The sequence below is a fragment of the Paenibacillus sp. BT-177 genome (assembly GCF_025846815.2).
GTDB classification, from domain to species: Bacteria; Bacillota; Bacilli; order Paenibacillales; family Paenibacillaceae; genus Paenibacillus; species Paenibacillus polymyxa_C.
The window spans coordinates 236,215-249,465 of sequence record NZ_JAOYTP010000001.1 but is presented as its reverse complement, the minus strand read 5'-3'; the positions used below and the strand labels follow the sequence as shown (position 1 = coordinate 249,465).

Genomic DNA, 13,251 nt, shown 5'->3' with positions numbered 1-13,251 from the left:
GTTATAGACCCGTCGCCGGAATACGTGTCATATGCAGCAGCTGACGTGCACTTGCAGCTCGTTTTTCCTCAACCCGTGCATGAACCAGATCTGGCTCGACCAGCTTGAGGGCTTGCGTTGGACATTTTCCAATACAGGCCGGTCCGCCATCCACACCTTCGCACAAATCACATTTGCTGGCAATCATGCGTTCTTTGGGTTGCAAACGACCCGACACATTAGTGTACAGTCCGTCTTGCACGACCGGCTGTCCGTCTCTGTATTGAGGCACCATGGTAATCGCGCCGTAAGGGCAGGCGATCATGCAGGTTTTACAGCCAATGCAACTTTCACTGTTAATAAGAATGCAGCCGTCTGCGTTCGTAATGGAGCCGTTCGGGCAAGCATTAGCACATGGAGCATCCTCACAGTGACGACACTGGACAGGTGCGGTGACTCCAAAGGATTTGATCACCTTTAAGCGAGGGTGAAAATGAAACTCGTCATCTGGCGAGATAAAAGGGTTCTCCGATGAATGTGCGATAACACATGCGATTTCACAGGTACGACAGCCGATACACTGATCGGGATCAGCTAAAACAAAGCGATTCATACTAACTCGACTCCTCTCTAACTAACGGCAAATTATAATTTCTAATGATTATATCTATGTGTTGAACGTACTAATGAATGGGATAATCGTTATGTCCTTTGACGGACATATCACTGCTGCTGCGGCTCTGCCTGCCGGGTCCACGCTTTTGAAAGGTCGTGTGCAGCAGATGGTGTGATACATGACCTAGCGGCTCACCTAGAAATTCATCGTACAGCTTGATGATAAAAGGATTCTCATGCGATTTGCGCACCTGAGATGCAGCATCATGTCCATAGATGGACGATTTACGCGCACGATAAGCCTCGATTTTTTGTTTTTCCAACATGAGCTTGGGTTGCCCTCCTCCGCTAATACATCCAGCTGGACAGCCCATCACCTCAATAAAATGATAATCACATTCGCCTGCCTGCACACGATCCAGGAGCTGATAGGCATGCTGGAGTCCAGCGACGACCGCTACCTTGAGCTGCAATTCGCCCACCTGTACCTCCGCTACTCGAATGCCTTCCTCGCCACGGACAAAATCCAGCTGGAGCTTTGGCAGCTTCTCATTCGTCAGCAGTTCATAGCCTGTGCGGATGGCAGCTTCCATAACTCCTCCAGTTACACCAAAAATAGTACCTGCGCCTGAATATTGCCCTAGCGGTGCATCAAATTCCTCATCAGGCAGGTTCATAAAATCAATGCCTTGTTGCTTGATCCAGTATGCAAGCTCACGCGTGGTCAATACCTCATCTACATCACGATAACCGTCGGATTCCATTTCGGGACGATCGCATTCAAATTGTTTACAGGTACATGGCATGATCGCGACGCTGTAAATATTCGCAGGTTCCACCTCATCCAGCTGTGCACCATAGGTCTTGACCAGCGCTCCCACCATTTGCATTGGCGATTTGCAACTGGATAGATGGTCTAGCAGATCGGGGTATTCAATCTCGGCAAAACGGACCCAAGCTGGACAGCAGGATGTGAACATCGGTAACGGTCCACCCTCGGTTACGCGGCGAATCAACTCAGTGCCTTCTTCCATGATGGTTACGTCAGCTCCGAAATTCGTATCATATACTCGATCAAAGCCGAGGCGACGAAGGGCAGCGGCCATTTTGCCGGGTGTTAGGGTACCAAACGGCATACCAAATTCCTCCGCGAGTGACACACGAATGGCTGGGGCGCACTGCACGATTCGAAGCTGTCCTGGCTTCTTCATCATGTCAGCTACCTTATTCAGGCTGTAGCTATAATAGGCAGCAAAGAGCGGTTCGCCGGTGTCGGCAGGCATATCGCGTTCACGTATACGTTCCTGACGTTTGATGGCGGATGCCTGCGGAGATGAATCTGCCCAATCTGTGGCGTATACGCTGCAGATTTGCACACATTGACCGCAAATAACACAGCGGTCTGCGTTCACGGTTTGAGGTTCTCCAGGCAGTCCCTCTATGGCATCTACCGGACAAACACCCGCACAGCGTCTGCATCCAGTACAGAGCGTTGGGTCAATATGAATGACGGGGTCTGTAGAATCAGACGTCCTCATACATGGAGGCGAAGAGATCTTGTCTGTTGTTGACATGTTTTTCTACCTTTCTGCGGCTGATTTTGACCTTACAGGCGTGGGAAAAAGACTTCCCGCCGAGGCTCTGGAGGCGAGTCGGATATACCATTGGCCAGCCGTAGCACATGATTTGGACAGGCCTCTACACAAGCAGGCTGTCCGTTCTCTGTTTCCGCGCACAGATCGCATTTGCTTGCCGCAGTGCGGGGAAGCGCGGTTCGATTTGCACGGTTAGTCAGACCGGACTGCGTGATAACGTGTCCGGCTCGATAGACTGGAGACACCTCGATTGCTCCGAAGGGGCAGGCCAAGACACAGGAGGTGCAGCCGATGCATCGGTCCTCATCAATCATGACTACGCCATCCTCCTGGCGAATGGCCTGCACCGGGCAGGCATGTGCACAGGGGGCATTTTCACAATGCCGGCATTGCACTGGCACGTACGTATCTCCGGCGCGCACTACATATACCTTGGGAACCACAGGCACACTGACGGTTCCGACCGAAGCGCCTATGCCGCCCGCCTGCCCATGAACGGCAAAACACGCCAGTTCACAGGCTTTGCAGCCAATACATTGCCCGCCGTCTGCAACGACGAATGAGGAAGCAATAGCACTTGTTCTATCGGCTGACCCCATTCTGTTTGTCGGACGGCTCAGCGTGTTGCGCGCGCCGCTCATCTCGTCACCTTGTCAGCTAAAACGGCTTCCTGAACGTTCATTTGTTTACGAATCTGTTGGTATGATTCATGTACATCACGTTCAGCCTGCGCTTGGTCGGCAATCCGCTCCAACCGGATGGCACAGTATTTTAATTCCGGGGTTTTGGATACCGGGTCGAGAAAATCGGCGGTCAACTCGTTACATGCTCCGACCCACCAGTGATAGGTCATGTAGGTCGCACCTTTCTGCACACGGTCACTGATTTGTGCCCGTGCCATAATGCGTCCCCGACGCGAGGAGATAGCCACAATTTCGCCATCTAGAATGTTTAGATCTGCTCCGTCTTCCGGACTAATCTGAATAAATCCAGGCTCATCAGACAACTGGCGCAATGCACGGCAGTTACCAGTCATAGTACGTACGGAGTAATGGCCTACCTCACGTACTGTAGATAAGACAAGCGGGAATTGTGCATCCGGCTGTTCTTGTGGTGGTCGCCATTCGCAGGCGAATAATCGGCCTTTACCACTAGGTGTGGAAAATTGGTTGCCTTTGTACAAATACGGTGTACCTGGATGATCCTCTGTAGGGCATGGCCATTGTACGCCGCCTTGTTCCTCCATTTTCTGATAGCTGGCACCAGCGAATAAGGGACTGAGGCTTCGCATTTCATCCCAAATTTCCTCTGTGTTTGCATAGGACATAGGGTAGCCCATAGCGGTAGCAACCTCGCTAATAATAGCCCAGTCTGGCTTTACATCACCCTGAGGCTCGACGGCCTTGCGGATGCGCTGAAAGCCACGGTCTGCCGAAGAATACACCCCGTCATGCTCGCCCCAAGCGGTAGAAGGGAGGATGACATCCGCATGCAGTGCCGTCTTGTTCATGAAAATATCCTGCACCACGACAAATTCCAATTTTTCCAGCGCTTCACGCAGCTCGGCAGCGTTCGGATCACTTTGTACAGGATCTTCGCCGAAGATATAATAAGCCTTCAGCTTGTTCTCTTTCAGAATGAGATGCGGTACTTCTGTAAGTGAATATCCTTTTTTACGCGGCAGTTCAACACCCCATGCTTTTTCAAACTTTTTGCGAACTGCAGTGTCGATGACATCCTGGTAACCAGGATACACATTGGGTAATGCACCCATGTCGCAGGAGCCCTGGACATTGTTTTGTCCACGTACAGGTCCAATACCTACATTTGGCTTGCCCAGATTACCAGTAAGCAGGGCAAGGGAAGCGAGACCTTTTACCACATCAACGGCCTGTGAAAATTGACATACGCCCATTCCGTATAGAATTGTAGCGGTAGGAGCCTTGGCATATTCCCTCATAGCCGCCCGAATGTCAGCAGCCTTGACACCCGTAATACCTTCCGCATATTCAGGTGTATATTTTTTAATGTTTTCTACATATTCGGCAAAGCCTTCTGTGTTTGCTTCGACATATCGTTTGTCGTACAGCCCTTCATGTACTAGCACATGACCAAAGGCGTTCACCAAAGCCATGTTCGAGCCGCCTTTTAGAGGTAGCCACATATCCGCGATGCGCCCTGTTTCAGTCATACGAGGATCACATACAATAATTTTGGCACCTCTTTGCTTGGCAGCTACAATACGTCTTGCGACGATTGGATGCGTTTCTGGCGCATTGTATCCAAATACGAAAAGGAGATCAGAATGTTCAATTTCAGGAATAGAGTTGGACATAGCCCCATCCCCAAGCGAGTAGGTTAAGCCTGCTACGGAAGGACCGTGGCAAACACGGGCACAGTGATCAATATTATTGGTGCCAATGACTGCCCGCATGAACTTTTGCATGACATAATTGGCTTCATTCCCCGGACCGCGTGCGGAACCCGTCCCCATGATAGAGTCAGGTCCATACTTTTCCTTAATTGCTGACAGCCGTTCGGCAGTATACTGAATGGCTTCATTCCATTCCACTTCCTCCATGACTCCATTTTTGCGAATCATGGGCTTGCGCAAGCGTGCAGTCAGAATCTGTGGATCATTCAGAAAATCCCACCCATAATGTCCCTTCAGACACAATGTTCCTTCATTTGTACGGCCATTAGCTGGCTCCGCGCCAATTACCTGTCCTTTGTCCACTAGCAAATGAAGCTGACAACCGCTTCCGCAGTAGGGACATACTGTTAATACCTTGTCTGCCATGTGTGCAGCACCTCTTTTTATATGAAATAGATGAAACTCGTAACATAAAAAAAGCCAATACAAAAATGCCGCTTTACGCTGCATCCTGTACTGGCTTATCCGCGAGCGAGGAGCTAATCTCCTTCCCGCTAATCCAACCGGGGTATGTGTTGTAATTCACAAGTAATGATAATATGTCCGTCTCCATGGACGGAGGGGCAGACCTCCCAAGTGTAAGTGAAGGGACTGCCAAGTGTTTTTTCGGCTTCCCTCATAAACTCCTTTTCCAGATAAGGACGAAGGACATTCCAGTAATCACTGACCTTTTCCACAGCGCCTTCATGAACGAGAATTTCGGACAGATTAGACAAAGTACCTTGGATCTCTACTGTAACTCGGAGTGGTGAGTTCAAAGAAACCTTAACGTTGTCCGGTCCTTTTCCTCGGTAATGCTTGACAATACATACGGCCAGCTTCCTGATGCGCTCACGGTATTCCAATTCGGTATTCAACATCTGGACACTCCGCTTCGAATCAAAATAAAGGCGTACTTGCCGCGCATGCTAGACAGCCTCTGTAGCTAATTTAGAACAGGAAGTAAACGTCCCGACCAAAATGGTCTGCCCAGCACGGCGTATCACTCTTCTATGGTAGAACAGGTTGACCCGGAAAGATGTGAAATTCATTACACCCAACCAAAATTTTACATAGTTTAGATTGGAGGTAGGTATACTGGGAATTTGCGAGCGAGAGAGTTCTGAAAAGTAGCCATTGGTTTTCATAAAGAGTGATTATGGTCGGAGGAAATCTACACACTAGCAAATACATTGACCGAGGAAAAGTATGGATGATATAATCAAAAAAGGAAAAATCATTGATTATTTTGGATCCGTATTTAAACGGGCTTTTTTAAGAGTTTATTTTGTAAGCGTGTACAATGATTTTCCTTACATAACACGGGGGAGGCGATCAATGGATTCATTTTATCCAAAATAAGTGTCTTTCTTTTTTTTTTATTTTTTTATGCAACCGGTTGCACGATCTAGCTACTAAATTTTATCAGGAGGGTGTTAACTTGCTAAGAAAAAAAACAGGGAGTTTTATTTCTTGGTTGATTATATTGTCGCTTTGTTTGAACTTTTTCGGTTTACCTGGTGGTGCTTCGGCCAGTAACACCGATTATACAGCCGCCTATACGCATTCCACAGTGAATGCTCTTCCATTGCCGACCGCAGCGGTCACGTCTACCGTTACTGCGACGTATGCACCTACAGCATCACCTACATCAACTCAAAACGGATTAACGGTTCACTTTAAAAAGCCTTCAAGCTGGAATTCAGCAATTCGAATCCATTACTGGAATTTGAATCCGGCAACCGTTCCGATTAGTGGGGCGTGGCCCGGAATTCTGATGAAGTCGGACGGAAACGACTGGTATAGCTATACGATTGCCGAGGCGACAGGCTCAAGTCTCATCTTTAATGATAGTAGTGGCAAACAGACGGCAGACTTGTCCCGCAGTGTGAAAGAGGGCTGGTATTACACGGATAACGTATGGTATGATGCCAACCCGGAAACTCCAAAAGTTCCGGTGGTTTCCATCTCTCCCGAGCCGAAAACATACGATTCGGCCCAAATGGTAACGCTGTCCAGCACCAACAGTGGCGATAAGATTTATTATACGATAGACGGTTCGACACCTACGACCTCCTCGACCTTGTATACCACTCCAATCAAGGTTGCTTCCTCTTTGACTATCAAAGCCATCGCTGTCAATTCAATCGGTCAAACTGGAAATGCATCCTCTTTCGATTATGTAATTGATCTAAATGCCGATCTGCAAGCTCCGACAATCACGGCGAATTTGCCTGCCGGGCATTCCGGTTCCTCTGTGACGGTATCCTTCAACCTGAAAGATAACAAGGCGGCAACGACCAAGGCATACTACACGGAGGATGGTACGGAACCGACCACAAGCTCAAAAGTCTACATCCACGGTAACGCACTGGCCGGATTGACCGGACCGTCCATCCTTATCTCCAAGACCACGACATTAAAATTTCTTGTTATAGACGGTGCTGGGAATCAAACCAAACAGAGCTTTGTTTATAATATTGGAGACAAGGGGGATTTTCGGGAAGACACTATTTACTTCGTGATTACTTCCCGGTTTTATGACGGTGATCCAAGCAACAATGTGCACGCATGGGATGATACCAAGGCGCGTAATCCGGATTCGGACCCTGCTTGGAGAGGAGATTTTAAGGGGCTGATTCAAAAGCTCGATTATATCAAAGCCCTTGGATTTAGTGCCATCTGGATTACACCTGTTGTGCAGAATGCCAGCGGTTATGATTATCATGGTTACCATGCTATAAATTTTGCCAAAGTAGATCCAAGGTATGAATCGGCGGGAGCTTCTTATCAGGATTTGATCAATGCGGCCCATGCCAAAGGGCTGAAGGTTATTCAGGACATCGTCGTCAATCATACCGGTAATTTTGGTGAAGAGAATCTGTACCCCATGTTTAAGAAAGATCCGGCTAAACCGGATACCGGTAACAACTTGGTGAAAACTACGGATAAGCTGCCGTCAAACTATGATTCCATGACACCCGATCAGCAGTATCAGGCAAGGCTCGCTTTAATGAAGACCGCCGAAATGAATAATAATATTTACCATACAGAGAAAAGTCTTTCCTGGGAGTCCTATACTGTTCAGACTGGTCAGATAGCGGGAGATTGCGTGGATTTGAACACGGAAAACCCTGCAGTTAACAAATATTTAATTGATACCTACAATCACTATATAGACATGGGCGTTGACGCTTTCCGTGTCGATACAGTGAAGCATGTGAGCCGATATATTTTCAACAAATACTATATTCCTGCCTGGAAGACAAGAGGCGGCTCGAATTTCTATGTTTTTGGAGAAGTAGCCACCCGGTACAGAGATGTTTGGAACAGCGGAATTCCAGCGATTTCAACGCCATTCTATACTTGGAAGGCTTCAAAATCATATCCGGGCGATGGGAAAAATGACTATGCCTCTAATAAAATGTCGGTTGAACAAGAGTGGACGGATAACTCTACTACAGCAGGACAGCCAACCTCGAACAATGCTTTCTTAATCGGCAATACCTATCATACGCCTGACTATTCGATGAAATCGGGTATGGATGTGATAGATTTTCCTATGCATTGGGCATTCAAGACCGCGCATGAAGCCTTCAATATGAGAAGTGGAGATCAATACTACAATGATGCCACCTGGAATGTAACCTATGTCGACTCCCATGACTATGCGCCCGACCAGGCTCCGGAAAATCAAAGATTTGCGGGCACACAAGATACTTGGGCCGAGAATCTCGATCTGATGTTCACCTTCCGCGGAATACCTGCCATCTTCTATGGCTCCGAAATCGAATTTCAAAAGGGGGCAGTCATTGATCCGGGTCCAAATGCACCGCTAAGCAAAACGGGACGGGCTTACTACGGCGATCACATAGAAGGCAGTGTTATGGTACAAGATTATGGCAAATACACAAATGCTACTGGCACGCTTGCGGAATCACTCAACCATCCTCTGGCGAAACATATCAGACAGCTAAATTTAATTAGAAGAGCTGTTCCTGCCTTGCAAAAAGGCCAGTATTCTACAGAAAATGTAACGGGTAATCTTGCGTTTAAGAGAAGATATACCGACAGCGCCAAAGGCATTGACAGCTTTGCGTTGGTCACGATTTCGGGAAACGCAACGTTTTCCGGAATTCCGAACGGAACCTATGTGGATGCAGTGACCGGTGATTCCAAAAAAGTTACGGATGGCAAAATTACCTTGACTTGCTCCGGTAAAGGAAATGCAAGGGTATATGTTTTGAATGGCAGTGGTGGAATTGGAGAAACGGGAACCTATTTGAAGTAAGCAGTCATCGGAGATTGACGGTGTACGGTATGGTGATGCACTCAATCTCAATGTTTTAGCGCAAAACGATAATGATATAAAAATAGAGTCATACCAAAGGTCAAAAGGAAAAATAACCTTCGGCCTTTGGTGTTTTAGTCTTGTCTCAATATTTTCTTAAGCGCGCTTATAGGTCAAGACTATCACTTCTATAGATATCATATCTTAGACCAATCAGACACGTCGTGGTATATTGTTGACATCCAAGAGAGAGCCGTACAGCTTCTCTCCACTAGGTTCGAAAAACACAGGGGTGAATATTGATGAGTAAAAAGACCATGTTCGAGAAAATTTGGGATAACCATGTCATCTATCAGGAAGCGGGCAAGCCGAGTATCTTGTACATTGATCTTCACCTCGTACATGAGGTAACTTCGCCGCAGGCGTTTGAGGGACTACGTCTTAGCGGTCGCAAGGTGCGTCGTCCAGAGCTGACGTTTGCCACAATGGATCATAACGTACCGACAAAAGATCGTTACAACATTACGGACCCGATTTCCAAGCAGCAGATTGATACATTAACTCAAAATTGCCGCGATTTCGGTGTCACACTATATGATCTGGATACGGTGGATCAGGGTGTCGTTCACGTTATGGGGCCTGAACTGGGGCTGACTCATCCGGGAAAAACGATTGTTTGTGGTGATAGCCATACCTCCACACACGGGGCGTTCGGAGCGCTCGCTTTTGGTATCGGAACCAGTGAGGTAGAGCACGTATTGGCAACGCAATGTCTCCAGCAAGCAAAAGCAAAAACGATGGAAGTTCGTTTTGTAGGGCGTCGCAAACCTGGTGTGACGGCAAAGGACATGATTTTGGGTGTCATCGCCAAATACGGTACAGATTTCGCTACAGGCTATGTTATTGAGTACACGGGTGAATCCATCCGCGAGTTGAGCATGGAAGAGCGCATGACAGTGTGTAACATGTCTATTGAAGGCGGAGCCAGAGCAGGTATGATTGCGCCGGACGAAACGACCTTCAACTACTTGCGTGGACGTCAACATGTAGCCCAAGGTGACGCATTTGAGCAGGCGGTTGCTGAGTGGAAAGAGCTTGTCACCGATGAAGGCGCCGAGTTTGATGTCGTGCTGGAGTTTGACGTGGATTCCTTAATTCCACAAGTAACGTGGGGCACCAGTCCCGGTATGGGCACAGATATTTCCTCAACCGTACCCATTCCGGCAGAATTGCCGACAGAAAACGAACGTAAAGCAGCTGAGAAAGCGCTTGAATATATGGATTTGAAGCCAGGCACACCGATCACGGATATTGCAATTGATTATGTGTTTATCGGCTCCTGCACCAACGGTCGGATTGAAGATTTGCGCGCTGCAGCCGAAGTAGCCAAAGGCTACAAGGTTTCTGACAAAGTCACGGCAATCGTGGTACCAGGTTCGGGTCGTGTGAAAATTCAGGCTGAAGAAGAAGGACTGGACGTCATTTTTCAAGAAGCAGGATTTGAGTGGCGCGAAGCGGGTTGCAGCATGTGTCTTGCGATGAATCCAGATGTACTTCAACCGGGGCAACGTTGTGCTTCAACTTCTAATCGCAACTTTGAAGGTCGTCAGGGACGCGGAGGACGTACTCACCTTGTATCTCCAGCAATGGCAGCCGCTGCGGCGATTCATGGACATTTTGTCGATGTACGAGATTGGAAATTCAAGCAAGAAGAAGTTGTCCGCTAGGATACGGAGGAGGAATTAACGATGGAAGCTTTCACAACTTTAAAAGGAATTGTAGCGCCTGTGGATCGGGTGAACGTGGATACGGATGCTATTATTCCTAAGCAATTTTTGAAACGCATCGAGCGCACAGGCTTTGGGCAGTTTTTGTTCTATGAGTGGCGGTTTGATGAGGCGGGCAATATTAATCCTGAATTTGAACCGAACAAGTCTCGTTATGCAGGGGCATCTGTACTGATTTCTCGCGCCAACTTTGGTTGCGGCTCCTCCCGTGAGCATGCACCGTGGGCAATCTTGGACTATGGGTTTCGTTGTGTAATCGCACCGTCTTTTGCGGATATCTTCTATAATAACTGTTTTAAAAACGGTATTTTGCCGATCAAACTGTCTGAAGAGCAAGTAGAGGAATTGTTCCAGCGCACGGCAAAGCATGATAATTACCAATTAAACGTAGACCTGAATGAAAAAACGGTCACTGACGATTACGGTCTGCGTATTGAATTCGATCTGGATGAACATCGCCGTCAGTTCCTGCTGCAAGGCTTGGATGATATTGGCTTGACCCTCCAGCATGAGTCTGAAATTCTGGCTTATGAGCAAAAGCGTACTGCGAAACAAGGCGCATAATGTTCATTTCCGGTCCAATTTCAATATGAAGAAATATAGTTAATTTATTTGATAGACAGACAGCCCGTACTGGCAACTCTTTTGCCTACGGGCTTTTATCATGTTTAGAAAATAAATTGGTAAATAAGGGGTTGACGGTTCGACTCATCATGGTATTGTAAATGTAAAATGGTTGAAGGATTATGTCTGTAAGTAGCACAAAAAATACATATATAAGTTAGGGGAATGAGGATGAAGAAATATGGTTGGGTGATACTAGCGGCTATCTTGATTTGGTTGTGGCCGTCCTCCCCTCATGTAAATGCGGCTGGAGCAGAATTGTTTTTGGATGGCAAAAGGGTGGAAGCGCCCGCGGGTGCCAAGCCTGAAATGGTCAATGGTAAAATCATGGTACCGCTCAGGGTGGTTGGGGAGCAGCTTGGATATCAGTTTAAGTGGGAGCCACAAGCCTATAAAATTTCAATACAAAAAAACAGTACCGATATGTCTATGTATGTAGGCCGTACATCGGCTGATGTGAATGGAAAAACAGTTAGTTTGGATGCACCACCTGTGCTGCGGGGTAGCTCGACCATGGTTCCATTGCGTTTTGTCGGGGAGCAAATGGGGTTAAAGGTGGATTGGAATAATCAAAATAAATCCGTAAATCTCAGTCAGAAGATTGCAACTCAACCAGCGGATAAACAGTCTCAATCCCAACAACCGTCGCAAACGTCAACACAGAGTACAAAAAGCACAAATAAAATGTCTACAGCAACAGCGACAACAATAACTCCGGATGAAGCAGACAAGCATACGGAAGCCGTACCTTCAACTTCCAAGGAGCAGAATGTAGAACAGACTACTACAAATGCGGTGCTTGTACAAAACATTTCTTTTGAGAATGAAACGTTAAAGATTTCTCTGAACAAAGACCTAACTCCTAAAGTATCCAAAATGACAGGACCTGACCGTATAGTTGTAGATTTACCGGAGACTTCACTGTCGACAGATCTTCTCCAGTCGTTCCCGGTTCGTAAGGATGGCACGCGGGCGTTGGTGAATAGTTACAGTGAGGATGTACAGGAAATCAGATTTGCTCCTGCGGATGGAACAAAAGGGGGCGCACGTATCGTCATTGCTTTGAATCAGGCACGTGATTACGATCTTTCAACAAATGGCATAGGTGATATCACCCTTCAGTTGCGTGAACGTAGTGTGAACCCGGAGATAATAGCTCCAACGAATGTCGAAGGACGGCGAATCGTCGTAATTGATCCAGGACATGGTGGTAAGGACCCTGGAGCAGGTAGTGTGACTGGACGACATGAGAAGGAATTTACGTTGGCGGTAGCGTTAAAAGTCCAGCAGCTTGCCCAAAATGATCCTGATATTCAAATTGTATTGACTCGCAATGGAGATACGTATCCCACACTGGATGAACGGCCACAGCTCGCTAATAATCAGCAGGCTAGCGTGTTTGTTTCCATTCATGGTAACAGTATGCCAACTTCTAATAACGGAAAAGCTAATGGGTCTGAAACCTATTATGCACGTCAGGAAAGTTTGAGCCTGGCCACGATCATGCACAAGCATCTTGTAGCAGCAACCGAGTTTAAGGATAACGGTATTAAGGTGGCAAACCATGTGGTGACGAGAAAATCACAAATGCCCGCTGTATTACTGGAATGTGGCTATCTTAGTAATCTGTCAAATGAAGCGGCCATGTTCACAGAAGAAACACAGCAGAAGATTGCCGAAGGTATTGTCGATGGCCTGAAAGAGTACCTTGGAACAGGCACAGGAGTAACTGAATCACTCAACTAAGAAAGTTTGCAATAAAAGCTGCTTTTTCACCTTTTAATGAAAATTCATGAGGGTGAAAAGTAGCTTTTTTTATTTTTTTGCTGTGACTTTTGACGGGAAGCAAATGGTCCATATTTTTAGTCAAAATTCGACAAAAATAGTTCTTTGGCACGTATATTTCTGTTATGATGGAATATATTCGCAACTTTTGGTGTGAGATAA

At 47.1% G+C, this 13,251-nt stretch carries 9 protein-coding genes; 4 read left to right on the top strand and 5 right to left on the bottom strand.

Annotated features, from left to right (window positions below):
• Position 1: 1 nt before the first annotated feature.
• From OIU26_RS01230 to OIU26_RS01210, 5 genes are all read right to left on the bottom strand, one after another.
• Positions 2–592 (bottom strand): 4Fe-4S dicluster domain-containing protein, encoded by a 591-nt coding sequence (locus OIU26_RS01230; protein WP_013371605.1) that lies wholly within the window; start codon positions 590–592, stop codon positions 2–4.
• Between the two features lie 70 nt (positions 593–662).
• Positions 663–2,132 carry a [FeFe] hydrogenase, group A gene (locus tag OIU26_RS01225; RefSeq protein ID WP_082689685.1) on the bottom strand — a complete coding sequence of 490 codons (1,470 nt, stop codon included), beginning with the start codon at positions 2,130–2,132 and terminating at the stop codon, positions 663–665.
• A gap of 68 nt (positions 2,133–2,200) precedes the next feature.
• Positions 2,201–2,830 (bottom strand): 4Fe-4S dicluster domain-containing protein, encoded by a 630-nt coding sequence (locus tag OIU26_RS01220; protein WP_025678581.1) that lies wholly within the window; start codon positions 2,828–2,830, stop codon positions 2,201–2,203.
• Positions 2,827–4,989, bottom strand: coding sequence for a formate dehydrogenase subunit alpha (fdhF, locus tag OIU26_RS01215; RefSeq protein ID WP_025678582.1), 2,163 nt, complete (start codon positions 4,987–4,989; stop codon positions 2,827–2,829). The genes OIU26_RS01220 and fdhF overlap by 4 nt, the downstream gene beginning before the upstream one ends.
• A gap of 128 nt (positions 4,990–5,117) precedes the next feature.
• Positions 5,118–5,483, bottom strand: a complete 366-nt coding sequence (locus OIU26_RS01210; protein ID WP_090738893.1) for a DUF2294 domain-containing protein — start codon at positions 5,481–5,483, stop codon at positions 5,118–5,120.
• Positions 5,484–6,043: 560 nt separating this feature from the next.
• Here OIU26_RS01210 and OIU26_RS01205 point away from each other — a divergent pair.
• The 4 genes from OIU26_RS01205 to OIU26_RS01190 all read left to right on the top strand — a co-directional run bounded on the left by OIU26_RS01205 (position 6,044) and on the right by OIU26_RS01190 (position 13,050).
• The gene (locus tag OIU26_RS01205) at positions 6,044–8,893 is read left to right on the top strand and encodes an alpha-amylase family glycosyl hydrolase (RefSeq protein ID WP_264215740.1); all 2,850 of its coding nucleotides are present in this window, start codon (positions 6,044–6,046) and stop codon (positions 8,891–8,893) included.
• 302 nt (positions 8,894–9,195) lie between these two features.
• Positions 9,196–10,620, top strand: a complete 1,425-nt coding sequence (gene leuC / locus OIU26_RS01200) for a 3-isopropylmalate dehydratase large subunit (RefSeq protein ID WP_013371599.1) — start codon at positions 9,196–9,198, stop codon at positions 10,618–10,620.
• A 21-nt stretch (positions 10,621–10,641) separates the two neighbouring features.
• Positions 10,642–11,244, top strand: a complete 603-nt coding sequence (gene leuD, locus OIU26_RS01195; RefSeq protein ID WP_264215739.1) for a 3-isopropylmalate dehydratase small subunit — start codon at positions 10,642–10,644, stop codon at positions 11,242–11,244.
• 231 nt (positions 11,245–11,475) lie between these two features.
• The gene (locus OIU26_RS01190; protein ID WP_264215738.1) at positions 11,476–13,050 is read left to right on the top strand and encodes an N-acetylmuramoyl-L-alanine amidase family protein; all 1,575 of its coding nucleotides are present in this window, start codon (positions 11,476–11,478) and stop codon (positions 13,048–13,050) included.
• The last annotated feature ends 201 nt before the right edge of the window (positions 13,051–13,251 follow it).

Coding starts and splice junctions, on each gene's coding strand:
- leuD (WP_264215739.1), top strand. CDS start 10,642: ATGGAAGCTTTCACAACTTTAAAAGGAATTGTAGCGCCTGTGGATCGG.
- leuC (WP_013371599.1), top strand. CDS start 9,196: ATGAGTAAAAAGACCATGTTCGAGAAAATTTGGGATAACCATGTCATC.
- OIU26_RS01210 (WP_090738893.1), bottom strand. CDS start 5,483: ATGTTGAATACCGAATTGGAATACCGTGAGCGCATCAGGAAGCTGGCC.
- OIU26_RS01230 (WP_013371605.1), bottom strand. CDS start 592: ATGAATCGCTTTGTTTTAGCTGATCCCGATCAGTGTATCGGCTGTCGT.
- OIU26_RS01190 (WP_264215738.1), top strand. CDS start 11,476: ATGAAGAAATATGGTTGGGTGATACTAGCGGCTATCTTGATTTGGTTG.
- OIU26_RS01220 (WP_025678581.1), bottom strand. CDS start 2,830: ATGAGCGGCGCGCGCAACACGCTGAGCCGTCCGACAAACAGAATGGGG.
- OIU26_RS01225 (WP_082689685.1), bottom strand. CDS start 2,132: ATGAGGACGTCTGATTCTACAGACCCCGTCATTCATATTGACCCAACG.
- fdhF (WP_025678582.1), bottom strand. CDS start 4,989: ATGGCAGACAAGGTATTAACAGTATGTCCCTACTGCGGAAGCGGTTGT.